The organism is Streptomyces sp. NBC_00400, assembly GCF_036048035.1.
Classification (GTDB): domain Bacteria; phylum Actinomycetota; class Actinomycetes; order Streptomycetales; family Streptomycetaceae; genus Streptomyces.
Window position 1 is genome coordinate 7,243,931 of sequence record NZ_CP107940.1, and the last position, 23,587, is coordinate 7,267,517.

The window sequence follows — 23,587 nt, forward strand, 5'->3', positions numbered from 1 at the left end:
CTCAGCTCCTTCGGACGATCGGTTACCCGGTCATCAGTTACCCGCCCGGGGCCCGGGCGGGTACCGCCGAAGGAGTTGCCGTCAGTCCCGCCCGGCGGTCCGCTCCAGATGTCCCCGCAGCGCCCGCGCCGTCAGATCCCGGTCCTCGCCCACGACGAAGGCCCGGACGCCGTCGGCGCGCCACTCCGCGCGGCGCTCCGGCGTGGTGGACATGGCGCAGAAGGACACCTCGTGGCGGGCGCAGGCGCCGCGGAGGCCGCGGACCGCCTCCCGGACGCGGGGGTGCCGGACCTGCCAGGGGACCCCGTAGGACTGGGAGAGGTCGCCGGGTCCTGGCAGGACCAGGTCGACGCCGCCGGGGGAGAGGATGTCGTCGATCGCCTCGACCCCCTCGGCGTCCTCGATGAGCGCCACGATCATGATCTCCTCGTTGGCCCGGCGGAGGTAGTCGGCCGGGTCGATGCGGCCGAAGCCGGGGCCCCGGCCGCCGTTGAGGGAGCGCATGCCCTCGGGCGCGTAGCGGGCGGCGCGGATCGTGGCGTCGATGTCCGCGCGCTCCCGGACGTGCGGGACGACGATGCCCATCGCCCCGGCGTCCAGGGCGCGCAGCACGGCGCCGGGGTCGGCCTCGGGGACCCGGACGAACGGGGTGAGCCCGGTCGTCTCGGCGGCCCTGATGAGGTTTTCCAGCCGCTGCGGGTCGACGAGCGTGTGCTCGGTGTCCAGGATGACGAAGTCGTAGCCGGCGCAGCCGATCATCTCGACCATGGTGGGCTCGGGCAGCGTGCTGAACAGTCCGTACGCCTCCTCGCCCGCGGCGAGCCTGCGCCGGACCTCGTTGGGGCGCAGCACTCAGACCTCCCCGGCCGCACCGGGCTCCCCGGCACCGAGGAAGTGGAAGCCGGGGCGCGGGTGCATCAGGAAGTCGTGGTGCGAGATGTTCCAGGCGTACGCCCCGGCCACCCCGAACACCACCCGGTCACCGGCCCGCAGCCCCGGCGCCGGGACGTTGCGGGCGAGGACGTCCTTGGGGGTGCACAGCTGCCCGGCGACGGTGACCTGGTCGCCCCGCGCCGCCGACCGCGGCCAGGGGTGCGGCCAGGGCGCGTCGGACGGCAGAACCGTGCACGGCTGGTCGTGTCCCTTGGTCGCGGGCGTGCGCAGATGGTGGGTGCCGCCGCGGACCACGGCGAACTCCTCGCCGTGGCTGTGCTTCACATCCAGCACCTCGGTGGCGTACCAGCCGCAGTACGCGGTCAGCGCACGCCCGGGCTCGATGCGCAGGGTGAAGCCGGGGTGGGCATCGGCGAGCCGCGCCAGACCCGCACCGTACGCCGCCCAGTCGAACCGGCGCTCCGGGGCGGCGTAGTCGACGGCCATGCCGCCGCCGATGGTCACCTCGGAGAGAGGTATCCCGTGGTGTGCGGCCAGGGCGGCGGCCCAGGTGACCACGGCCTCCGAGACGGCCAGCTGCTCGGGTGCCTCCAGGCCGCTGGCCAGGTGGGCGTGGATGCCGCGGAGTTCGAGCTGCGGGTAGGTGCCGTCGGTGAGCAGGGTGACGACCTCACCGGCCTGCGCGGGGTCCAGCCCGAAGGGGGTGGGCCGGCCGCCCATGGCGAGCGAACTGCCGTCCAGGGAGCCGTCGTCGACCGGCAGGTTGAACCGGGCCAGCACCGCGATCCGGCGCTGCGGCGCGAGGCGGGCGGCCAGGCTCGCGAGCATGTGGAGCTCGTACACGCTCTCCACGTGGAAGCGCGCCACACCCAGCTCCAGGGCCTGGGTGACCTCGGCGGGGGTCTTGCCCGGTCCGCCGAAGGCGAGCGGCGCGTCCGGCACGGCCTTGCCGACGTGCGCCAGCTCGCCGCCCGAGGAGACCTCGTAGCCGTCCACGTACGGGCGCAGCGCCTGAAGGATCTCCGGCTCCGGGTTGGCCTTGGCCGCGTAGTACAGCTCCACGCGCTCGGGCAGCGCGGCCCGGACCTCGGCCAGATGCGCGCGCAGCGCCGTCAGGTCGTAGAGGTAGGCGGGCAGTTCCTCGGGCGCGAGGGACAGGGCCCGGTCGCGGACGCCCGGGGTGAGGGCGGGGGCGGGAGGGGTCATCGGGCGCTCCAGGGGGTGGTGTCGTCGGTACGCACGGCGCCCGACAGAACGGCCTCGGCCAGCGGCGAGGGCAGCAGGACATAGCCGGCTTCACGGTCGGCCTTGCGCTCCCAGCGGGTGAGCAGATTGGCCTTCGCGGGCAGCGGGACGCCGGCCAGCAGGGCGGCCAGCCGCGGCGGGCAGCCGTACCGGTCCGCGTGGGTCTGCAGGGTGCGGCGGACCTGTGCCCACAGCTCCGTCTCGGTGTCCGGGTGCAGATCGGCGAGCGCGGCCAGCATTTCGGCGACGTGGTTGACCAGCAGGCAGTACACCACCCGGTCCCAGCCGCGCTGGGCGTCGTAGGTCATCGGCGCCGCGATCTGCTCGGGCAGCGAGGCCAGCAGGTCGGCGTGGTGCTCGGGGACGAGCTTGGTGCCCTCCAGGTCGCGGAAGAGGACCTGTGCGGGCATCCCGTCGCCGTCGACGCAGACCAGCACGTTCTGCAGATGCGGCTCCAGCACCAGGCCGTGGTCGAAGTAGGCGGCGAGCACCGGCGGCACCAGCAGGTTGAGGTAGGCGGCCCACCACTCCAGCGCGGCGTGCGGACCGGCGCCGTCCAGGAGGCGGGAGATGTGCGCGGGGCTGGTGGGGTACTCGTCGGCGACCGCGCCCGCCAGCAGCGGGGTGGTGCCCGGCAGCAGTCGCTGGGACAGGCCCTCGCGGACGATGACGCCGAAGCCCTCCAGCAGCTCGGTGTCCGGGCGGCCGTCGGCGCCGGGCAGCGCGAGGCTGCGGTAGGCGGGCTCCCGGAGCACCGCGGCGCCGGGGAAGCGGGTGGCGAGATCGGTGAGCGCCGGCGCCAGCAGCCGGGTGAGGGCCACGGCGCCCGACAGCTCGTAACTGGCGTTCTTCCGGAGGCAGTTGGTGATCCGGACGTTCAGGCTGAACTTCAAGAACGCGTCGCCGTCGTAGAGCGTGCGCACCGACGCGGTGGCGGCGAACGGCGTTTCGCTGCTGCCCAGGACGCGGACGTCGTCGCGCTCCAGCGCCTGTGCCAGGCCCGCGTGGTCGCGCAGCAGCTCGTACTGCCAGGGGTGGACGGGCAGCAGCCGGTAGCCCTCAGGGACGTCGGCGTGCAGCGCGTCCAGCGGGTCGGTGGCACCGTCGCCGGACCCCTCCTCGGCGATCAGCTCCTCGCGTACGGCGAGCAGCAGCAGCGGGAAGACGGCTCCGGTCTCGGGGGCGTAGGACTGCCAGGCGGTGGGGTCGCCGGTGCGGGCCTTGGGGGTCGGGTGGAAGCGGTGGCCCAGGAGCAGCGACTGCTCGGAGGTGACGTAGGCGGCCTGCCAGTCGTCCGCGCCGGCCGTCGGGACGGCCGGGTGCTGCTCCGTACGGGCCGCGAGCGCCGCCGAGACGGCCTGGTGGCTGGAGGCGATCTGGGCCAGGAACTCCTCGTTGTCGACACCGGTGCGCAGGGACAGCTCGGCGTGCACGTACTCGGCCAGCCGGCGCCAGCCGACCTCGGCCCAGCCGTCGGCGGTCTGCTCGGACACCGGGCCGGTGAACCGGTGCGCGCCGAGCAGCGAGGTACGGCGCAGCGCGACCCGCAGCAGCACGCCGCGGCGCGGCAGCCGCAGCAGCAGCCGGCTGTGGTCGACGGCGGTCTGGTGCTCGGGTCCGGACACCTCCCGCAGCAGGCAGTTGAGCAGGGTGTGCGCCACGGCCTGGTCCGCGGTGGGCAGCGTGGCGGGGGCGGCGCAGTCCGGGGCGGGGGCGGGCGAATTGGTCAGCGAGGGCATCAAAGGCTCCTGCGGGTGCGGAGAGTACGGGGAAGGCGGGGGACGGCGGTCGCCACCACGGTGACCAGCGCTATCGCGGTGCCGGTCAGGACGGGCGCGGTGGGGCCGAACCAGTCGTTGCCGGCCGCTGCGGCCACACCGGCGGCGACCGCGCCGGCCTTGGAGAAGAATTCGATCGACCCGAACAGCCCGCCGGGGGCACGGCCCTTGGCGCAGTCGGCGGCCAGCACCGACATACAGACCAGGCCCAGGGTGAGGCCGGCGCCGAGCACCACACGCACCGCGACGAACGCGGTGAGCGAGTGGGCGATGCCGTGCCCGGCCAGGCCCAGCGCGATACAGCCGAAGCCGAGCGCTATGCCGGCCCGGGGGCGGCTGCGGAAGAGCGAGTGCACCGGGATCGCGGCGATCAGGTAGCACATGTGCGGCAGGGCGAACAGGACACCGGACACCATCGGTCCGGTGCCGGGTATCCGCTCCTTGATGAGGGAGATCAGGTACGGGAACGAGATGACGGTGGAGAAGACGAAGGCGAACTCGATGGCGTACAGGGCCCGCAGGGAAGCGGCGGGGGCACGCCCGGAGGGCTCGGCCGCGGGCTCGACCACCGGCGTTCCGTCCGCCTCGGTCTCCGCGGTGGTGGCCTGCGGGGCGGCGGGCCGGGTCCGCGGCGGCTCCGGCAGCGCCGCCAGCATCACGGCGGCGGCCAGCGGCAGCACGGCCAGCAGCGCGTACTGGCGGTGCGGCGACAGCCACGGCGTCAGCGAGCCGACCACGATCGGCGCGCACACCAGCGCCGCGCGGGCACTGCCCTGCATCAGCGTCAGCGCCCGGGACAGCGCATGGCCCTCCAGCGCCGCCCCCAGGTAGCCGTTCGAGGCGGCGAAGGTGCCGCCCAGTACGCCCTGGATCACCAGGGCGGCGGCGAAGGTGCCGATCGAGTCGGCCCAGCCCGCCAGCAGGAACGCCGCGGCGAGCCCCAACTGCGCCCGCAGCAGCAGCCGTTTGCGGCCGAACCGGTCCGCGAGCCGCCCCCACAGCGGCGCGCCGATGGCGCCGAAGATGGTGGGCACGACGTAGAGCAGACCGGCCCAGCGGGCGGCGCCGTCGCCCAGCTCGGGCAGGATCTCGGTGAGGTAGGGCGGCAGTCCCAGCGCGGCGAACGAGGCCACGAAGTAGCAGCCGGCCACGGCGAACACCTGGCGGCGGGCGAGTTGGGGGCTGACCTTGGTCTCGACGGCGTGCGGTTCGACCCGTGCGGCGGTGGCGGTTTTCATCGGGCTCATCGGGCTCATCGGGAAATCCCCGTCGGCAGCAGATAGTTGGGGCCGGTGGTGTAGTGCTTGTTGATGTCGGCCGCGCCGGACCGCTCCTTGGACAGCAGGGTGCCGGCGCTGACCATCGCCTTGACCGGCAGCTCCGGGGCGTCCAGGACGTGTGCCCGCAGCGCGGCGCCCGGCCCGCCCGGCGTAGTGCCCAGGCGTGCGACGGCCTCGGCGAGCCGGTCGCGGACCAGGCCCAGCAGCCGGTCGAGCGGCGCCCGTCCGTGCCGGGCCAGCCCGAAGGCGTAGGAGCCCGCGCACAGATGGAGCGTGATGGTGCTGAACAGGTCCAGCACCGGCCGGTCGTGGTCCGCGAAGATCCGCGGATCGGCGAAGTCGGCGGGGTCCGGGGCGTCCTCGCCCAGGGTCTCCCGCAGTCGTACGGCGTTGATGCGCGGCGCGTCGTTGTCCTTGAACAGCAGCCGCAGCCGGGTGCCGTGCGCCCCCTCGTCCAGGACCAGCGAGATGTTCTGCTGATGCGACTCCAGGCCGAAGCCGTAGCCGAACAGGGTGGTCTGCCAGTCGAAGAGCAGGGTGAGCACGGCGTCCAGCAGGGCCAGTGGGTCACCGCCGTAGAAGCGGTCGGCGAGTTCGTCGATCACCAGCCGTCCGCCGGGCGCCCGGCCCAGCAGCGCGGCCATCGGCACCACGGCGCTGCCGTCCAGCCCGGCCGGGTAGCGCCGGCACAGCACGGCCAGCAGCTCATGGCCGGCGTGCGCGTAGACCGTCTCGTCGGCCTGCAGGATCGATTCCGCGAACCGCGGTTCGCGGGCGATCACCTTGTCCAGCAGCCGCTGGCCCTCGGCGCCGTCGATGAGCGTACGGGGCTTGATGGTGCGTCGGTTGCGCAGCCCCAGCGTCGCGGTGGCCAGCGGCAGCTTCAGATGCAGCCGGGGGTCGGCGTCCACCGCCACGGTCCGCATCGACAGGGTCGGCACGGCGCGGAGCAGGGCGCGCCCGGACAGCACCGCCTCGCCCTGCAGACCGGTCTCGCGCAGCGCCTCGTCCAGCGGGCCGCCGAGCGTCAGCGGGTGGACGGGCAGCGCGAGATGGCTGTCGTCGAGGTGCGGCAGATCCAGCTCGGCCGGCGTCGGCCAGCAGCCGGGCAGCGCCGCGGTGCCGCCCGCGACGGTCATCGCGGCGCGCGGTACGGCCAGCCAGCGCAGCGGGAATTCCGGGTGGAACTCGGGGGCGTAGGAGCGCAACTGGTCCTCGTCCAGGCCGGAGCGGCCCCGCGAGGTCGGGTAGACGGGATGGTCGATACGCGCGGCGAGGGTGTCGTAGGCCAGGCCGCCGTCCACTCCCTGCCAGGCACCGGCCGAGGCGCCATGGCGCTCGGTCAGTACCCGGTCGACCTCGTCCCGGGTGCGGGTGTGCAGCCGCATCGTCGCCAGGGTCTGCCGGCACTCCTCGGCGAAGGCGTCGAAGCCGGGGCGGTCGGCCGGGTCGGCGAGCGCACGCAGCGCGGTGAGGACCGCGCCGACCGAGGTGAGCCGGGCGCCGTCGGATTCGCGGACGAGCAGCGGCAGCCGGGCCGCACGGGTGCTCTGGTAACCGTCCGCGCCCAGCGGCAGCAGCAGGGCACCGGCGTCCGGGCCGGCGGGCAGCCGCAGCCAGGGGCCGTCCGGCCGCTCCACCAGCGTGCCGCGGGTGCGCAGACCGACCACGTCCTCGCGCAGCAGCGCGCTCAGCACCCGCACCAGCAGTTCGGACTCCTCGGCCCCGGCCGCCTCCTGCCCGGCCGTGTCGGCGGTGAGGCCGGCGGTGATGTCGGGGGAGACCGTCATGACGAGATCTCCCAGCGCTCCGCGGCGAAGAAGCCCTTCGCGGCCTGCTCCAGGGCGGCGTGGTCGGTGCCGGTGGCCCGCAGGACGCCGAGGTAGTCGCGGTTGGTGCGGTACAGCGGGTGTTCGGCGCCGACCGCGCGCAGCGGCCGGTAGGCCAGCCGTACGCCGTCCGTCTCGCGGTCCGTGGCGGCGGGCGCGGCGGTGAGCGTCCCCGCCCGGTCGGCGAGGGCGTACTCCACCCGGCCCGCGCCGTCCTGCCGGGTACCGAGGTCGGCGGGCAGCGGCTCGCCGAGATGGGTGCGCAGGACGTGCTCGAACAGCTCGATGCCCAGGACCCGGGCGAGCAGCAGATCGCACTGGTCGCCGATGACGCGGTAGTTCACCTCGATGAGCCGCGCCCGGCCCTCGTGCACCACGAACTCCGTGTGGCAGGCGCCGAACCCGACACCCAGCGCGTCGAGTTGGGCCAGCACCTGGGCGACGACGGGCTCCGGGTGGGCGGCGACGAAGTCGTGCCGTTCCTCGATGAAGGACGGCGGGGCGGAGAGGGTGGTGTGGAAACCGCCCAGGACATGGCGCAGCCGGCCGTCACCGAGGGTTTCCAGCGTGTACAGCTCGCCGGCCAGGAACTCCTCGGCGACCAGCGCCGCCTCCGGGCGGCGGGCCTGTATCTCCTCGGCGCGCGCCACCAGTTCCCCGGGGCCGCCGGCCGGCATCACGTCCTCGCTGGCCACGCCCTCGCGGGGTTTGACGACACAGGGGTAGGGGAGCCCGGCGGCGGTGAGCGCCGAGGGGTCCTGCCCGGGGGCGAGCTCCACGGACCGCACGCTGTCGGCGCCGGACGCGGCGAGGTGGCGGCGCATCTCGGCCTTGTTCTTGGCACGCAGCGTGGCCCGCCAGTCCTTGCCCGGCAGCCCGAAGTACTCGGCGGCCAGGGCCGCCTGGGTCTGCAGATGGTCGCTGTTGGTGAAGACCGCGGCGGCGGGGTGGTGGGTGGCGATGCGGGTGATGACGGCACGGAAGTCACGGACGTCGCACTCCAGGACCTCTGCCCGGAAGCCGGTACGCCGGTGTGCCTCGGGCTGGTCCGTCAGCAGCGTGACATCGAGACCGAGGCGGGCGGCGGCGGGGAGGAATCCCTCGGTGACCGAGTCGGTGGGGTTGAGAGCGAGCAGGTACATCCGCATGGGCGGGGCCCTTCAGGATCAAGGGTGGTGCGGGGGACATCGAGGACGGGGGCGGGCCGTGGGGACGGCGGCCCACCCCCGTTGCGGGCGGGTCAGCCCTTGGGCAGCGGCACGCCGGTGGCCTTGGCCACGTCGGCGAGCATGTGCTCGGCGGCCTGGATACCGATGCCGGACATCCAGGTCTCGTCGGGCACGTTGATGACCTTGTGCTTCTTGACGGCCGGCAGGTCCTTCCAGACCGGGTTGGACGTGACGTCCTTCTGCTGGGTCTTGCTCGGCGTGTCCGCGGTGGTGACGAACACCAGGTCAGCGTCGGCCTTGTCGATCTGCTCCGGGCTCACGTCGAGCATCGTCTTGGCCGGGTCGGTCGAGCTCTGCGACTTCGGCCGGGCCAGGCCGATGTCGTCGAGGACCACACCGCTGTAGGAGGACTTCTGGTAGAGGCGGGTCGGGCCGGCGACGAAGCGCACCACGGACGCGGACGGCATCTTGCCGTGGTACTTCTTCTTGATGGCCTCGCCCAGCGCCTTGGCCCGGGTCTCGTACTCCTTCAGCTTCCGGTCGGCTTCCTTCTCCAGACCCAGCGCCTTGGCGTGGACCTTGAGATTGGCCTTCCAGGGGCCGCCGGTGGTCTCGGTGAAGACGGTCGGCGCGATCTGCTGGAGCTTGTCGTAGATCTTCTCGTGCCGGACCTTGGAGGACAGGATCAGGTCGGGCTTCAGGGCGATGATCTTCTCCAGGTTCGGCTCCAGCAGCGGACCGACGTCCTTGACACCCCCGATCTCGTCCTTGAGGTAGGAGGGGAAGCCGCCCTCGGTCTTCATGTGCGGGGAGACCGCGCCGACGGGCTTGATGCCGAGCGTGGCGACGTCGTCGAGTTCACCGGTGTCCAGGACGACCACGCGCTTGGGCTTGGCGGGGATCTTCACGTCACCGCCCATGGCGCTCTTCACGGTGCGCGGGAAGCCGGCGCCGCCCTTCGCCGCGTCATCGCCGCCCGAGGACGTGCCGCCGCCGCACGCGGTGAGGGCGCCCGCGCCCAGGACGACGGAGAGCAGCGCGGCCGGCAGCCGGCCGGCGCCGTGGCGAGTGGATCTGGTCAGCATGAGGGTTCAACTTCCTGAGGGGGAGGGGGAGGGGAGAAGTCGTGGGGGGAGAGGCCGGGTCAGGCGGAGACGGTGGTGTGCCGTTTCGCGTTGCCCTTGGGGACCACCAGCGGGGTGCCGGTCTCGGGGTCGGGGATCACCCGGCAGTCCACGTCGAACACGGACTTGACCAGCTCCGCGTCGAGGACGTCCGCCGGTGCGCCGGCCGCCGCCAGCTGCCCGTCCTGGAGGACCACGAGGTGATCCGCGTACCGGGCCGCCTGGCCGAGGTCGTGCAGCACCATCACCACGGTGCGGCCCGCCTCGGAGTGCAACGCGGCGACCAGATCGAGGACATCGAGCTGGTGCCGCAGATCGAGGAAGGTGGTCGGCTCGTCGAGCAGCAGCAGCTCGGTGTCCTGGGCCAGCGCGAGCGCGATCCAGGCGCGCTGCCGCTGGCCGCCGGAGAGCCGGTCGACGCTCTGGTCACGCAGCTCCAGGGTGCCGGTGCGCCGCAGCGCCTCCTCCACCGCCTGTTGATCCGCCGTCGACCAGGGGCTCAGCAGCCGCTGGTGCGGGTAGCGGCCCAGCCGGACCAGCGCCTCGACCGTGATCGCGTCGGGGGTGACCGGCTGCTGGGGGAGCAGCCCCATCCGCAGGGCGAGCGCCCGCGCCGGCATCCGGTGGATATCGGCGCCGTCCAGCGCGACGGAGCCGGCGGACGGCGCCAGCAGCCGGGTCAGCCCGCGCAACAGGGTCGACTTGCCGCAGGCGTTGGGACCGACGATCGCGGTGACGGCGCCGCCGGGCAGCACCAGATCCAGACCGCCGACGATCAGCCGGTCGCCGTAGCGCAGATCGAGTCCCTGGGTGGAGAGCTGGTTGGCGGTCATCGGACACTCCTGTTGACGGAACTGCTCTGACGGATCATCAACACCAGCAGCCACGGCGCGCCCAGCGTGGCGGTGACCACGCCGACCGGCAGCCCGCCGACCGGCAGCAGGTACTGCGCCACGAGGTCGGAGGCGAGCAGCAGCACCGCACCGGCCAGGCCGGACAGCGCCAGCGTCCCGGCGGTCGGCGGCCCGGCGAGGAACCGCACCATGTGCGGGACGGCGAGCGCGACGAAGGCGACCGGGCCGGTGAGCGCGGCGGCCAGCGAGGCCAGCACGATGGCGACGACCAGGATCTGCAGGCGGGCGGTGTGGGTACGCAGTCCGAGCGCGCCCGCCGAGTCGTCGCCCAGGTCGAGGACCGCGAGCCGGCGCTGCAGCACGAAGGCGGCGAGCAGCGCCACGGCCATCGCCCCGCCCGCTGACCACACCTCGGTCCAGGTCCGCCCGTACACCGACCCCGTGGTCCACTGCAGGGCCGAACCGGCCAGCTCGGTGGGGAAGCGGACCACCATGAAGCTCACCGCCGCCGACAGCCCCGCCTGTACGGCGAGACCGACCAGCACCAGGCGGGTCACGCTGACCCCGGCGCGCCAGCCGAACACCCCCAGCAGGACCGCGGCCAGCAGCCCGCCGCCGAGGGCGGCCAGCGGCATCAGCGCCTGTGAGGCCCCGGCGGCCAGCATCGCCACCGCGCCGAACGAGGCACCGCCGGTCACCCCCATCACATCGGGGGAGGCGAGCGGATTGCGGAACAGCCGCTGCAGCAGGGCACCGGCCACCGCCAGGCCCGCGCCCGCGACGATCGCCGCGACCATCCGCGGGGCCCGGAACTCCTGGACCACCAGCACGGTGGCGGAATCGCCGATCCCGAACAGGCCCTGGACCGCATCGGCGGGCGGCAGCGGCATATCGCCGTTGGCCACCGACACCGTCACCAGCGCGCCGAGCACCACGAGGCCGGCGAGGGCGAGCAGCTGGGTCCGGCGGACCGTGCGCCCGCGCCGGGAAGCGGGGGAGGGAGAGGAGGACGGCGAGCCGAGCGGCTTCTCGTCCCGTGCGAGGTCGGTCATCGGGCCACCTTCCGGGCCAGCAGCGCCAGCAGCGGCGCGCCGAGGAACGCGCTGATGATGCCGACCTGCAGCTCGGACGGCCGGATGACGATCCGTCCGAGAATGTCGGCGGCGAGCAGCAGCAGGGGACCGGCGATCAGACAGCCGGGCACCACGATCCGGTGGTCGGAGGTGCGCAGCAGCTGGCGGACCAGGTGCGGTGCGGCCAGTCCGATGAAGGCCAGCGGACCGGCCACCGCCACCGCCGACGCGGCGAGCAGGACGACCGCCAGGCCGCCGGCCACCCGGATCCGGGTCACGCGCACGCCCAGCGCCTGCGCCGCATCGTCGCCCAGCGCCAGCGCGTTGAGGGCGGGGGCGAGGGCCAGCGCGAGGAGCAGGCCGAGCACCAGGGTCGGCAGCACCGGGTAGAGCACCGACAGCGGGCGCTCGGCCAGCGAACCGGCCATCCAGAACCGGGCCTCGTCCAGCGACCGCTTGCTGGCCAGCATGACCGTCGAGGTCCAGGAGATCAGCACGAGTTGGAGGACGGTGCCGCCCAGCGCGAGCCGCGCCGGATCGAGATCACCCGCGCGCCGGGCCAGCGCCTGGGCGAACAGCGCGGCGGCCGCGGCCCCGGCGAACGCGAACCAGACGTACTGGCCGGGGCGGGTCAGATGCAGTGCGTAGATCGCGGTGACCACCGCGAAGCCCGCGCCGGCGTTGATGCCGAGCGTCGTCGGGGACGCGAGCGGGTTGCGGGTGACGCCCTGGACGACCGCGCCGGCGACGCCGAGCGCCGCGCCGACCGCGAGGGCCACCACGGTCCGCGGCAGCCGAAGTCCGGTCACCACAAGGGCATCCCGTCCGTGGACGGCGCCGGACAGCGCGTCCCACACGGTGGACAGCGGTACGGACCGGGCACCGAGGGCGAGGCTCAGGGCGGCACAGGCCGCCAGAGCGCAGAGCCCGGCCACGAACAGCGGGACGCGCCGCAGGAGGTTCGCGGCGGGACGCGCATCGGGCACAGGGGGTGCAGTGGCAGGTGGTTTGAACGTCGGCACGCGTCGTTACATTAGGTTAGGCATACCTAATCCTGCAAGCGCGGAAGCGTTAACCGATCAACTGTCCCTTTTGCCGGCGGACATCCGCCGCTGGACCCTCGCGGGGCCCCGACCTGGGGTGATCTACCCATCCGCAATCCCGCTCACTCCGGTGAATCGCCGCGATTCCTCTGCCGCGCCCCTCTCCCGCAGGGGGCGAGATGTGCGGAAAGTAAGCCTATGGAGCTTTTCGCCCGATGTGCTTTTCTGGGGGAGAGGCCCCGCCGTCCTGTCCGCCTGAGGAGCGCCATGACCCCCGCCACTCCCCGTATCGCGATCATCGGCGCCGGCCCCGGCGGACTGACCTGCGCCCGCGTTCTGCAGCGCAACGACGTACCGGTCACCGTCTTCGAGCACGACGCCTCCGCCGGTGCCCGCCCGCAAAGAGGCGCACTGGAGCTGCACCTGACGACCGGTCAGGCGGCGCTGCGGGCCGCCGGTCTGCAGAAGGAGTTCGCCGCTGTCGCCCGCCCCGCGGGCCAGGAGGTCCGGCTGCTCGACCACACCGCGACGGTCCTCTTCCAGCACGCCCCCACTCCCGCTCCCACTCCCGCTCCCGCCCCCGGCGCGGCCGGCCGCGCCGAGATCGACCGGGGCGAGCTGCGCCGGCTGCTGCTGGACTCCCTCACCCCCGAAACCGTGCGCTGGGGCAGCTATCTGCGCACCCTTCATCCGCTCGGCGACGGCCGCCACCGGGCCGAGTTCGACGACGGCCACACCGAGACCTACGAGCTGGTCATCGGTGCCGACGGCAGCTGGTCCAGGGTCCGGCCGATGCTCTCCGACGCCACCCCCCACTACACCGGGGTCACCTTCGTCGAGTCCGGATTCGAGGACGCCGACACCCGGCACCCCGAGGTCGCCCGGCTGGTCGGCGCCGGCAGTATGAGGGCGGAGTCCGCCGGCAAGGCGCTGATCGCCCGGCGCTGCAGCCGCGGCCGCATCCGCCTCTATGCCGCCTTCCGCGGCTCCCAGGACTGGGCGCTGGAGGCCGGGGTACGGATCACGGACACCGAGGCCGTCCGCGCCGTACTCCTCGACCGGTTCGCGGGCTGGGACGAACGGCTGCTGGCGCTGCTGCGGGACAACGACGGCGGGTTCGCGAACCGGCCGCTGTTCGCCCTGCCGGTGCCGCACACCTGGACGCACACCCCCGGCCTGACCCTGCTCGGCGACGCCGCGCATCTGATGCCGCCGTTCGCCCGCCCGGGCGCCGGCCTCGCCATGCTCGACGGTGCCGAACTCGCCCGGAACCTCACCGGACACCGCGACCCCGACGAAGCGGTAAGCGCCTACGAAGCGGCCCTGCGGCCCCGCGCCGCCGAGGCCGCCGAGCACGCTGCCCGTGGTCTGGCCGAAGCCCTCGCCCCCGACGCCCCGCGCGGCTCGCTGCGCCATCCGCGCGACCGCCCGCGGTGACCTGCGGGCCCTCCGGTTGCGGCCCCGTCGCACCCGTCGGACGATCGGCAGCGTACGAACGCCGACCGGCAGTGCGCGGCCGCGAGCGCGGCACCGCCCGGCCACGGCCGGGCGCGGAGGGACGGAACGCACCGTGAAGATCACTGAGCCCACACCCGGCGCGCCCTGCTGGGTGGAGCTGGGTACGTCGGACGTGGACGCCGCCAAGGTGTACTACCGCCAGGTCTTCGGCTGGCGCGCCGAGACCGACCCGCGCGACGAGGCGGGCGGCTACACCATGCTGTACCTCGGGCCCGCCCCGGTCGCCGCGCTGACTCCGCTCTACGCCCCCGGGCAGCCGACCGCCTGGACCGTGTCGTTCGCGACGCGGGACGCCGATGCGCAGGCCGCGGCGGTCACCGAGGCGGGCGGGCGCCGGCTGACGGGTCCGATGGACGTCTTCGACCTGGGCCGCTTCGCCGTACTGGCCGACCCGGAAGGTGCGGTCTTCTCGCTGTGGCAGGGCCGGTCGTTCGCCGGCGCCGCGGTGTTCAACGCACCGGGCTCGCTCGGCTGGGTCGAGCTCGCGACCCGGGACGAGGAGGCCGCCAAGGCCTTCTACACACGGATCTTCGGCTGGACCGTGGGCACACACAAGGACTACCCGCAATGGGGGGTCGACGGCGCCGACTTCGGCGGGATGAGCGCGCTGGACGAGTTCTACCCGGACGACGTCAGGGCGCACTGGCTGCCGTACTTCGCGGTCGCCGACGTCGACGGGACGGCCGCCCGGGCCGCAGAGTCGGGCGGCATGCTGCTGGTGCCCCCGACCGATGTGCCCGCGGGGCCGAGGATTGCGGTGATCCGGGATCCGCAGGGAGGACACTTCGGGATCCACGGCGCCGGTATGGAGGGCTGAGTCCGGTATCGCTCCGGTGTACCCGCGGTGCGGCGACTGCCCGCGCCACGGGCGCACTTGCGCTGTCACACGATCGGCGGCCTGTTCGTCGTTTCACCACATTCCAGGAGTGGTTTATGCGTAATGTCCACTTCGCGGCAATGGGTGGCATTGCGCGTCGAGAACAGGAGACCCCTATGCCCACGACCGACCTCCTCGTGGCCCGAGGCAAAAAGCTCGCAGCCGGCGCGGGCGCACTGGCCGCGGCCGCCGCTCTCGGCGCGACGCTGCTCGCCGCGGCCCCGGCGCACGCGGCCCCCGAACCCGCCAAGCCCTTTGGTGTGGTCACCGCCAAGACGGGCCTGAGTCAGCGTCAGTACCCCAGCACGGACTCCTCGGTGCGGGGCCACCTCCACCACCGTGCGCAGGTCGGCCTGGTGTGCAAGGTCCGCACCCAGAGCGTCGGCGGCAACACCATCTGGTACCTCACCCGCGAGGAGCGCGCGACCTGGGTCTCGGCCAGGTACGTGACCAGCAGCGGCGCCGTCAGGTACTGCAAGGACGTCCAGCGCAGCCGGCTGCTGCCGCCCAACGCGGCGAAGCACACCGTGGGCTGATGGAACCCCGGGAAGGCCCGGTCCGGTGCCGCGGAGGCACCGGACCGGGCCTTCATGTGTGCGCCGGGCGGAAAGGAAAGGAAGAGCGGGCAGAAGGGAGAGGAAGAGACCGTGCAGATCGATCTCAGCGGACGGACCGCAATCGTCACCGGGTCGACGCAGGGCATCGGGGCGGCCATCGCCCTGGGGCTGGCGCGCGCCGGAGCCAGGGTCGCCGTGAACGGCCGCAGTGCCGGGTCCGTGGATGCGGCGCTGGAGCGGATGCGGGCCGAGGAACCGGACGCGGCATTTCTCGCGGCGCCCGGTGACATCGGCACCGACGACGGCCTCGACCGCGTCGCCGAGGCCGTACCGCAGGCGGACATCCTCATCAACAACCTGGGTATCTTCGGCCCCCGGCCCGCCCTGGAGATCGATGACGCCGAGTGGCGGCGTTACTTCGAGATCAATGTGCTCACCGCCGTCCGGATGATCCGCCGCTATCTGCCCGGAATGACCGAACGGGGCTGGGGCCGCATCCAGAACATCGCCAGCGACTCCGCCGTGGTGATTCCGGCGGAGATGATTCATTACGGGATGTCCAAGACGGCGCTGCTCGCGGTGTCCCGGGGCTTCGCGAAGGAGGCGGCCGGGAGCGGGGTGTGTGTGAACTCGGTCATCGCCGGACCGACCCATACGGGCGGGGTCGAGGACTTCGTTTACGACCTCGTCGGGCGGGATCTGTCATGGGACGAGGCGCAACGTGCCTTCATGCGGGAGTACCGGCCGCAGTCACTGATCCAGCGAATGATCGAACCGGAGGAGATCGCCGCCATGGTGGTCTACCTCAGCTCCCCGTTCGCCTCGGCGACGACCGGCGCGGCCGTCCGCGTCGACGGCGGTTACGTCGACTCGATCCTCCCCTGACCGGGCGGGCGAGCGTCCCGTCGCTGCCTCCCGTCACTGCCTCCCGCGACGGCCTCCCGCCCTCCGGACGTACTCCGGCTCGCCCCCGCACGACCAGCCTCCCGTGCAGCCGCACCCTTCCGAATTACTGAAACAAGTTCTACTGTGCCCTCGATCCGGCAGCCGACGGGCCGTCAGCATCCCGTGCCCCCTCGGACCGGACGACCGGACCGGACGAACTGGAGGGGCCGTGCACCTCGAATACACCCCCGAGCAGCAGCAGTTGCGCGCCGAGCTGCGCACCTACTTCGCCGAGCTGGTGCCGGACGGTGCCCTCGCCGGCCCCCACGGTTCCGAGGCCGGCGCAGGCGGCTCCCTCGCCGGCGCCGCCGACCGGAAGCGCTTCTACCGTGAGACCGTACGACGGCTGGGCACCGACGGCTGGCTGGGCGTCGGCTGGCCCAAGGAGTTCGGCGGGCGCGGCCTGTCCCCGACGGAACAGTTCATCTTCTTCGACGAGGCGGCCCAGGCGGGCGTGCCGCTGCCGCTGATGGCGCTGAACACCGTCGGCCCGACGATCATGCAGTTCGGCACCGACGAACAGAAGGCCTACTTCCTGCCCCGGATCCTCTCCGGCGAGATCGATTTCGCCATCGGCTACAGCGAGCCGGACGCCGGCACCGACCTGGCCGCCCTCAAGACCCGCGCCGTACGCGAGGGCGACGAGCAGAGCGGCCACTACGTCGTCAACGGGCAGAAGATCTGGACGACCAACGGCGACACCGCGGACTGGGTATGGCTCGCCGTACGCACCGATCCCCAAGCCCCGCCCCACAAGGGCATCACCATGCTCCTCGTCCCCACCAGCGACCCCGGCTACTCCTGCACTCTGATCAACACCCTCGCCTCGCACGACACCACCGCCAGCTACTACGAGAACATCACCGTCCCGGCCTCCCGCCGCGTCGGCCAGGAGAACAAGGGCTGGCGGATCATCACCAACCAGCTCAACCACGAGCGGGTCACCCTCGCCGCCCACGGGACCATGGCCATCCGCGCCCTGCACGACGTCCAGCGCTGGGCCGCCGCCACCGAGCTCACCGACGGCCGCCGGGTCATCGACCTGGGGTGGGTGCGCGGAAGACTGGCCCGCACCCACACCAGACTCGACGCCATGAAGCTGCTGAACTGGCAGATGGTCGACGCGCTCCAGCAGGGCACCCTCACCCCCCAGGACGCCTCCGCGGTCAAGGTCTACGGCTCCGAGGCCCGCCGGGACGCCTATGCCTGGCTGATGGAGGTCGTCGGCTCCGCGGGCCCGCTCAAAGAGGGCTCGGCCGGCGCGGTACTGCACGGAGAACTGGAACGCGGCTACCGCTCCGCCGTCATCTTCACCTTCGGCGGCGGCAACAACGAGATCCAGCGCGAAATCATCTCGTGGATCGGCCTGGGGATGCCCCGCGTACGGCGCTGAATCGGTGTGACTCAGAATTATAGTTGGCACAAAGGAGAGATGCTTGGCACCGTGATCAACTGTCCCCTCCGGTGTGGAGTCACGGCACAGTAGGTAGCCTGCCTACTGACGTTGCATCAGGATCTCCCTGAAGTTACTGGCCAAGAAATGCGGTTCGGCTGCCTGGCGATCCTGGATCCAGCAGAATGTTCCTTCGCTAGGAAAGAGGAAGGGCATCATGGCCACGGGGAAGCCGCAACTGTTGTTCGTACATGGCATCGGCGGCCTTCGGGACACCGCCACTGACCGCGACAGGTGGCTGCAGGCGCTTGCCGCCGGAGCGCGGGATGCCGGGATGGTCGATGCGATCTCCGGACTGACACAGGGCTGGCTGGCGGATGTCACGTTCGCCAACTACAGCGACCTGTTCAACCGCCGGGGAGCCCAGGGCGATCCAGCCAGGGAACTCGACGAGCATGAAGTCCCCTTCTGGGCTCGCACCCTGATGCGCACCGACCCGTCCGGCTGCGAGGCCGTCCTCGTCCCCGCAACCGGCCGACCGCCCCTGCGTCGCCGCCGTCCCGGCCCGACCAGCCCGCCCGCCTCTGCACCCGCTGACGACCAGGTACGCGCGTGAGCCGAGACATTCGCGGACGACCGTGAGTCTCCTGCTGTCCGCCTCGCCATCGCCGCCTCCCCGCTCGCTTCCTTCACGCTGCCCGTTCTCGACGTGCTCCGCGACCGCCTAGTCCCGGATGCCGCGCTCGCCGACACCGCGGAGTTCCTCACCGCTGGCCTACTTACTGCCACCCGCAGCGAATCGGCCGACATGATCTACCAATTCCACCCCGCAGCAGCCGCCCACCTGACCACCCTGCTCACCCGCGACCAACTCTGGGACACCCACTTCGCCCTCAGTGACCACCTAGCAGCCCGCCTTCAAGCCCCTCACGGCATTCCAGTTGTCCTCCACTCGCCCCACACCGATGAAACCCTGGCAGCCGGTATCCGTCCCATCGCCTACGCCGCAGCTACTACGGCGCGACTGCTGGGAGTCGAGGCAACCGACCTCCTGCCCGAAGCCAGGCGCCTCCCGGCGGCTGGCCTGACGGCGGAATCATCGAGCGAGACGCAACGCGGCCCTGTGCCTATCACTCCCACTTCGACGGCAGGCTAGATTCAGCACGCGTCGAGCTGGAGTTTCTCGGTACAAATACCCCTGACCTTCACTCACGCGTGGAGATCCGGCGGCGCGAGACCAAGGCGCCGGATGGCACGTAGAAAAGCGTGTCCACCGGGCGGAATGCTCTCCAATGGCACGATTCGTAGCTTCGTCGTCCCGACGCGCGATATCAATGGCGCTCGGCAGAGCGGCGGCTGAAGGCTGTCTCTCACTGCCCGGACTTACCTTCAGCGCCACAGGAGGCTCGGGCGATGACTCCCGTTGGTTGCTCAACTCAGCTTGAACAGTTGTGCCCGCACCCTTCTCAGTCAGGCGCTGTGAGTCCGTGCCTGGCACGCCGCTCTCCCAGCTATAGCCGAGGCAGAGCCAGAGGTCGTCCTCCGCGTCCGTGATCACCTTCGCCCACCTCGGCTTGCCCTGCTGGCGACACCGCGACGCTGCGGTTCACGAGACGAGGACAGTACTCTGCGATTGGTCACAGGCGAAGGCAAGGCGACTGGCGTAGTGGTTGATCCGGTGGAGAAGCTCGGTCTTGTCGCCTCTGCGGACATCAGAAGCACGGATCTGGTTCACGGCTGAGACCAGGTGTTTGGTGCCTTGCCCGTGCTGCCGCAGGGCGTTGAGGGCGGGGCTGTGGAGGTAGTCCCCCTGGGTGACCTCAGCCCATACCAGTGCGGTGGCGGCCTTCGGGCTGGGCGAAGTAGGCGCATTCCTGAACTTTCCTAACCCATCACACAGTTCGGTCCATTGGGCATCGGGCAGTTGCCATGAGGCGAGCGCGTGACGTCGCCTGGCGTAGTCGATGCGGAGGACATCGGAATCCAGAGCGCAGGCGACTTGGTCGACAGCGTTATCGAACATCTCCCATGACTCGGTGGGTGCGAGTACGCGTTTGAGGATCTTGAGGGTCTGTTGTGCGGTATTCCAAGGAGTTCCGAGAGCCTCTGCACATTCGGGCCAGGTGCCGCCTGCCGCCATCTCGACGAGTTTGAGTGACGCAGCTCGGCGCAGGTGACGGGTGTTCCAGGCTGTGATCGGCCCTACGCGGTCCAGGAGGGTGGTGAAGTGGGCGTCTATCCATGTGGAGGGAAGCAGAGCAGGAACGTGTTCGGCGCTGAAGAGGCACTCGCGCGAGGGCGCCCGGAGTTTGGAGTGTGGGTGGCCGCCTGTGTGATAGAAGCCGTTGACCTTGCGGGCCAGGGCACGGGCGAGAGTTGGTGAGAACTGCATCCGGCGGAAGGCTGCGGCCACGTTTGCGGGGATGCGTTCGAAGGCGGCGCGAGCCAGTGGCTGGACGCGGTCCCGCAGATTGGTCTCGACCTGGGAATGATGGCCGAGGAGAGTGTCGGCGGCCAGGAGGAGGGCTGCACACTCGGAGGAATCGTCCGGGGCGTGCCATACGCTGCGGGAACGCGTGCCTGCAGCGGGCGGATGATCGAGGTGGTTGATGATTGGAGTAGCGTGATCGTCGATGAGGGCGGCCAAGGTAGGGGAACGGACCAGGCCGGCACCTAAAGGCCAGCTGAACTTGACCAGTTGGGCAGCTGCCACCAGATCGAGGAAGAAGTAACGGTCTCCTGTCCCGTTCCCCGCGCTGGTTTGTGGGCTGCCCCGGAGTAAGCGCTGATTGATGCGGCGTTGCAGAGAGATTAGGCGATCCAGGTCATCGGGGGCCGTGATCAAGGGGCTCTCGGATGGCTGATCCAGCCGTGCCTCGCAGGAGCGGTGGAAACCTGCTGGAGGCAACCGAGTACCCAGCATCGGATGGCGACACTGCGTTGGGTGGAGCCCGTCCACGGCACGTTCCATGATCAGGCCAGCGCGTTCGGTTCCCTGTGGACGGTTCGGCGGATTGCGGCACTGAGGACAGACGCTGGACAGCAGCAGGGAATGCTCGGGGCAGGCGAATGTAACCGGCAGGTGCCAGCGCAGCTTCCAGGCGCCACCGAGCCTGCTCTGTACAAGGCTGCCGTCCCCGGCGAGACATCGGGGGCTAAGCACTTGATCTTGGGTCTTTAGCACAGGCGATCGGTCCGGTATGTGGGTTCGATCGAAGATCGTCGATCACTGGCAGGGCCTGTCTACGTTCCGTGCATGCCGGTGGAATGGACCAAACGCACAGTCGCACCGGTCCACTAGCAACTGGGCCGGGTGCCGTCCTCTTAGGTGGGGGCGGCACCCGGCCTTCGTCGGATCGGCGACCGGTGAGCGGGGCCGGTCCGACATGGTCAGCAGGGGGCGTAGACCGAGCTGATTTTGTCGTTGAAGTTGCTCGGAACGTTGATCGTCGGACCGAAGGCGCCGTACGCGGCCAGCAGGCCACTCCCGCCGGTGCCGTCGTAGACGCTCAGTGGGCTGCCCGCGCGGTTCCACAGCGAGCTGGTCCGGTTGTTGATGCTGGAGTCGAGGTTGTAGATCCGGCCGCAGGACGGCACGACGTACATGGTCCCGCCGCCGTTGCTGTTCTGGAACAGACACGCCTGACCATGCTGGCAGTTGTCCCACCCCTGCGCCCCGAACGGCACAGGAATCGCGCGGAGCACCGGAGCGCTCGCGGCGGAAGGGGCAGTGGTCGTACTGTTCTGGGCGGAAGCGCTGCCTACTGCGGACGCCAGCAGCAGGGCGGCGCTCGCGGCGATGAAAGCGACTCTCTTCATGGGCGGATGTCTCCTTTTCGGTTCGCTCGACGTCACTCGAAGACCGCTGCCACCGCACCGGCGTCCGCTCAGCCCGGTGCTGCCGCTGCGGTCTGCCCATCGTGGGCCCCGCAAGGCCCGGGGAGTTGAGGATGAGCGCGGGATCGCTTGGCACTCAGTGCGGATCGTGCATCGCGGACACCTCGTAGCGGAACTGGCTGGGCGTTGCCCCGTACGTCCTGCGAAACACCCGGCTGAACTCCGCCGGGCTCAGGAACCCCCAGCGCGCCGCTACCGCGGCGATCGGGCGCGCCCGCAGCACCGGGTCGGCGAGATCGGCCCGGCAGCGTTCCAGTCGGTGCCGCCGGACCGTGGCCATCACCGCCTCCGGCTCGCTCCGGAACAGCTCGTGCAGGGTGCGGACCGAAACATGGTGCCGGGCGGCGATCACGGCCGGGCAGAGCCCCGGATCGCCGAGGTTCGCCTCGATGAAGCCGCCGATCTGCGCCATAAGTTCCCGCCGCCGGGTCTCTGCCGGCAGCGCACCAGCCGCGTCCAGGTGACCAGCGAGGAACGCCGCCACCAGATCGACCGCGATCGTGCCGAGCCGGTAGCTCTCGGCCTGGTCCTGGCCGGCCAACCGCCCCAGCGTCGAATAGAGCAGTTGCCGCAGCAGCGAGCCGGTGGCACCGCACGGGGAGAGCGGGCGGGACAGCAGCCGGTCAGCTTGGTCCTGCGGCAGCGCCAGGGCGGCCCGGGGCAGCCGCAGCATCGTGACCATCGGAGTGCCCCGGGCGTCCTGGAACTCCGCGTCCAGTGGATGCGAACTGTCGAATAGAACCATCCCGCCGGCCTGAACCACCGCTTCGTGGCGCCGCTGGTGGACGAGTACCAGCCCCCTCCGGATCAGCGCCAGATGATACGTCTCGGGATCGTCGCGCCGGATGTGCCGCGAGGTGCGGACAGCACCCAGGGGCGGGAAGGAGAAGGTTGCCAACTGCGCGGTGCCGAGATCGGCGCTCATCACCCGGGCGGGGAAGTCCCGCGCGTGCGGACTGGTGAGCGTGAAGGGCGCGATGCCCTCCCGCACCCGGTCGACGTACCAGCCGAACCGGTCGCGCTCGGTCAGCACGTCATTTGAGAGGGAGAGGACGGGCGAGGGGGTGACCATGGTGTGAGACACACCGCCATGCTGTAGACGAATGCCTCACGGGCAAAGCGGCTCCTCGGCCATACCTTCCCGCCGCTTCCCGGACGCCGGGCGGACGTCACGGTGCCGACAGGGTGTGGCCGCTGCGGGTGACGCCGACACGACGCCGCCCTCATAGACCACCGCTCCGAACCATGATCGACTGCTTGGCGTTAATGGCTGTTCGGTTGGTCCCCAAGGCCGGTAAGGACGTGTGCGCTTCGGCGTGATGGCCAGGGCCTCGCAGGTGTCGCGCCAGAGGAAGGACCGGTACGCGCCTCCGTTGTCCGACAGAATTCGCTCGGTGGTAACGCCGCGTTCGGCGAACCACGCCACCGCTCGATGCAGCACCCCGACGGCGGTGATGGCGGTCTCGTCGTCGTGTACCTCGGTGTATGCGACGCGTGAGTGGTCGTCGATGATCGTGTGCATGAAGGCGTAGCCGAGTTTCGGGTTGCCCCACTTGCTCTTCAGCTTGTCGGGAGTGGCCGAGCGGTTCCTCTCGCCTTGCCGTCGCCCGACATAGCGCCACCCACCGCCGTCAGGGATGTTCCCGAATTTCTTAACGTCCACGTGCACCAGCGAGCCGGGGTACGGGTGCTCGTAAGCGCGGATGGGTTCTCCAGTGGCACGGTCGAGATAGGACAGCCTGTTCAGCCGCGCCGCGGTGAGGATACGGTGGACTGTCGACGCGGCGATGCCGAGTCGTGTCGCGAGTTGAACTGGGCCCTCCCTCAATCGCCTCCGCAAGCTGACGCATCGCATCGATACTGCCTTGGGCGTCTTCTTCGGCGAGGTCTTCGGTCGGGACGAGCGGTCTTGCATTGACTCGCCAGCAAGGTGGCGGTCGACCCAGCGCTTCACGGTGGGCCAGGAGACCTGGAAACGGGCCGCAACTTCGCTGATTGGCCAGCCGTCGTCAACGACGAGTCGCGCGACTTTCAGACGGTGGCGCGGGGTGAGGGCAGCGTTCGGATGTGACATGTCTGAGCTCCTGGACAAGCTGAAGGGCCGGCCATCG

The 23,587-nt window shown here is 71.2% G+C and carries 19 protein-coding genes and 1 pseudogene; 6 read left to right on the forward strand and 14 right to left on the reverse strand.

The features are described from left to right. Positions 1-81 precede the first annotated feature (81 nt). The 10 genes from OHS81_RS31845 to OHS81_RS31890 all read right to left on the reverse strand — a co-directional run bounded on the left by OHS81_RS31845 (position 82) and on the right by OHS81_RS31890 (position 12,232). Positions 82-852 carry an HpcH/HpaI aldolase family protein gene (locus OHS81_RS31845; RefSeq protein WP_328388977.1) on the reverse strand — a complete coding sequence of 257 codons (771 nt, stop codon included), beginning with the start codon at positions 850-852 and terminating at the stop codon, positions 82-84. Then, positions 853-2,100 carry a type III PLP-dependent enzyme gene (locus OHS81_RS31850; RefSeq protein ID WP_328388979.1) on the reverse strand — a complete coding sequence of 416 codons (1,248 nt, stop codon included), beginning with the start codon at positions 2,098-2,100 and terminating at the stop codon, positions 853-855. After that, positions 2,097-3,878, reverse strand: a complete 1,782-nt coding sequence (locus tag OHS81_RS31855) for an IucA/IucC family protein (RefSeq protein WP_328388981.1) — start codon at positions 3,876-3,878, stop codon at positions 2,097-2,099. The genes OHS81_RS31850 and OHS81_RS31855 overlap by 4 nt, the downstream gene beginning before the upstream one ends. After that, on the reverse strand, positions 3,878-5,155 hold the full coding sequence (locus OHS81_RS31860) for an MFS transporter (RefSeq protein ID WP_328391559.1): 1,278 nt from the start codon (positions 5,153-5,155) through the stop codon (positions 3,878-3,880). Before OHS81_RS31860 ends, OHS81_RS31855 begins: the two co-directional genes overlap by 1 nt. Positions 5,156-5,169: 14 nt before the next feature. Next, a complete protein-coding gene (locus OHS81_RS31865) occupies positions 5,170-6,987 on the reverse strand; it encodes an IucA/IucC family protein (RefSeq protein WP_328388983.1) in 1,818 nt (605 codons plus the stop codon). Then, positions 6,984-8,174 carry an ATP-grasp domain-containing protein gene (locus tag OHS81_RS31870; protein WP_328388985.1) on the reverse strand — a complete coding sequence of 397 codons (1,191 nt, stop codon included), beginning with the start codon at positions 8,172-8,174 and terminating at the stop codon, positions 6,984-6,986. Before OHS81_RS31870 ends, OHS81_RS31865 begins: the two co-directional genes overlap by 4 nt. A gap of 92 nt (positions 8,175-8,266) precedes the next feature. Next, entirely contained in the window at positions 8,267-9,280 is a 1,014-nt protein-coding gene (locus tag OHS81_RS31875; protein ID WP_328388987.1) for an ABC transporter substrate-binding protein, read from the reverse strand. A 59-nt stretch (positions 9,281-9,339) separates the two neighbouring features. Further along, on the reverse strand, positions 9,340-10,152 hold the full coding sequence (locus OHS81_RS31880) for an ABC transporter ATP-binding protein (RefSeq protein ID WP_328388989.1): 813 nt from the start codon (positions 10,150-10,152) through the stop codon (positions 9,340-9,342). Next, positions 10,149-11,225: a FecCD family ABC transporter permease gene (locus OHS81_RS31885; RefSeq protein ID WP_328388991.1), complete on the reverse strand. Its 1,077-nt coding sequence runs from the start codon at positions 11,223-11,225 to the stop codon at positions 10,149-10,151. The genes OHS81_RS31880 and OHS81_RS31885 overlap by 4 nt, the downstream gene beginning before the upstream one ends. Beyond that, positions 11,222-12,232, reverse strand: coding sequence for a FecCD family ABC transporter permease (locus OHS81_RS31890; protein WP_328388993.1), 1,011 nt, complete (start codon positions 12,230-12,232; stop codon positions 11,222-11,224). The genes OHS81_RS31885 and OHS81_RS31890 overlap by 4 nt, the downstream gene beginning before the upstream one ends. 324 nt (positions 12,233-12,556) lie before the next feature. On the opposite strand from OHS81_RS31890, the gene OHS81_RS31895 reads away from it, so the two are divergent. The 6 genes from OHS81_RS31895 to OHS81_RS31920 all read left to right on the forward strand — a co-directional run bounded on the left by OHS81_RS31895 (position 12,557) and on the right by OHS81_RS31920 (position 18,195). Then, positions 12,557-13,726 carry an FAD-dependent oxidoreductase gene (locus tag OHS81_RS31895; RefSeq protein WP_328388995.1) on the forward strand — a complete coding sequence of 390 codons (1,170 nt, stop codon included), beginning with the start codon at positions 12,557-12,559 and terminating at the stop codon, positions 13,724-13,726. A gap of 133 nt (positions 13,727-13,859) precedes the next feature. Further along, positions 13,860-14,624, forward strand: a complete 765-nt coding sequence (locus tag OHS81_RS31900) for a VOC family protein (protein WP_328388997.1) — start codon at positions 13,860-13,862, stop codon at positions 14,622-14,624. Between the two features lie 176 nt (positions 14,625-14,800). Next, positions 14,801-15,220, forward strand: a complete 420-nt coding sequence (locus OHS81_RS31905; protein WP_328388999.1) for an SH3 domain-containing protein — start codon at positions 14,801-14,803, stop codon at positions 15,218-15,220. Positions 15,221-15,331: 111 nt separating this feature from the next. Next, a complete protein-coding gene (locus tag OHS81_RS31910) occupies positions 15,332-16,126 on the forward strand; it encodes an SDR family NAD(P)-dependent oxidoreductase (protein WP_328389001.1) in 795 nt (264 codons plus the stop codon). 229 nt (positions 16,127-16,355) lie between these two features. Continuing rightward, on the forward strand, positions 16,356-17,579 hold the full coding sequence (locus OHS81_RS31915; protein WP_328389003.1) for an acyl-CoA dehydrogenase family protein: 1,224 nt from the start codon (positions 16,356-16,358) through the stop codon (positions 17,577-17,579). 217 nt (positions 17,580-17,796) lie between these two features. Beyond that, positions 17,797-18,195 carry a hypothetical protein gene (locus OHS81_RS31920; RefSeq protein WP_328389005.1) on the forward strand — a complete coding sequence of 133 codons (399 nt, stop codon included), beginning with the start codon at positions 17,797-17,799 and terminating at the stop codon, positions 18,193-18,195. 990 nt (positions 18,196-19,185) lie between these two features. On the opposite strand, the gene OHS81_RS31925 is transcribed toward OHS81_RS31920, so the two are convergent. From OHS81_RS31925 to OHS81_RS31940, 4 genes and pseudogenes are all read right to left on the reverse strand, one after another. Beyond that, positions 19,186-20,292 carry a hypothetical protein gene (locus OHS81_RS31925; RefSeq protein ID WP_328389007.1) on the reverse strand — a complete coding sequence of 369 codons (1,107 nt, stop codon included), beginning with the start codon at positions 20,290-20,292 and terminating at the stop codon, positions 19,186-19,188. 677 nt (positions 20,293-20,969) lie between these two features. After that, on the reverse strand, positions 20,970-21,398 hold the full coding sequence (locus OHS81_RS31930; RefSeq protein ID WP_168476385.1) for a peptidase inhibitor family I36 protein: 429 nt from the start codon (positions 21,396-21,398) through the stop codon (positions 20,970-20,972). Between the two features lie 154 nt (positions 21,399-21,552). Then, positions 21,553-22,560, reverse strand: coding sequence for a helix-turn-helix domain-containing protein (locus tag OHS81_RS31935; RefSeq protein WP_328389009.1), 1,008 nt, complete (start codon positions 22,558-22,560; stop codon positions 21,553-21,555). Between the two features lie 204 nt (positions 22,561-22,764). Next, a pseudogene (locus OHS81_RS31940) lies at positions 22,765-23,550 on the reverse strand (DDE-type integrase/transposase/recombinase); the annotation flags it as partial. Positions 23,551-23,587 lie beyond the last annotated feature (37 nt).

Coding starts and splice junctions, on each gene's coding strand:
- OHS81_RS31920 (WP_328389005.1), top strand. CDS start 17,797: ATGGCCACGGGGAAGCCGCAACTGTTGTTCGTACATGGCATCGGCGGC.
- OHS81_RS31905 (WP_328388999.1), top strand. CDS start 14,801: ATGCCCACGACCGACCTCCTCGTGGCCCGAGGCAAAAAGCTCGCAGCC.
- OHS81_RS31875 (WP_328388987.1), bottom strand. CDS start 9,280: ATGCTGACCAGATCCACTCGCCACGGCGCCGGCCGGCTGCCGGCCGCG.
- OHS81_RS31885 (WP_328388991.1), bottom strand. CDS start 11,225: ATGACCGACCTCGCACGGGACGAGAAGCCGCTCGGCTCGCCGTCCTCC.
- OHS81_RS31850 (WP_328388979.1), bottom strand. CDS start 2,100: ATGACCCCTCCCGCCCCCGCCCTCACCCCGGGCGTCCGCGACCGGGCC.
- OHS81_RS31865 (WP_328388983.1), bottom strand. CDS start 6,987: ATGACGGTCTCCCCCGACATCACCGCCGGCCTCACCGCCGACACGGCC.
- OHS81_RS31880 (WP_328388989.1), bottom strand. CDS start 10,152: ATGACCGCCAACCAGCTCTCCACCCAGGGACTCGATCTGCGCTACGGC.
- OHS81_RS31895 (WP_328388995.1), top strand. CDS start 12,557: ATGACCCCCGCCACTCCCCGTATCGCGATCATCGGCGCCGGCCCCGGC.
- OHS81_RS31930 (WP_168476385.1), bottom strand. CDS start 21,398: ATGAAGAGAGTCGCTTTCATCGCCGCGAGCGCCGCCCTGCTGCTGGCG.
- OHS81_RS31860 (WP_328391559.1), bottom strand. CDS start 5,155: ATGAAAACCGCCACCGCCGCACGGGTCGAACCGCACGCCGTCGAGACC.
- OHS81_RS31870 (WP_328388985.1), bottom strand. CDS start 8,174: ATGCGGATGTACCTGCTCGCTCTCAACCCCACCGACTCGGTCACCGAG.
- OHS81_RS31855 (WP_328388981.1), bottom strand. CDS start 3,878: ATGCCCTCGCTGACCAATTCGCCCGCCCCCGCCCCGGACTGCGCCGCC.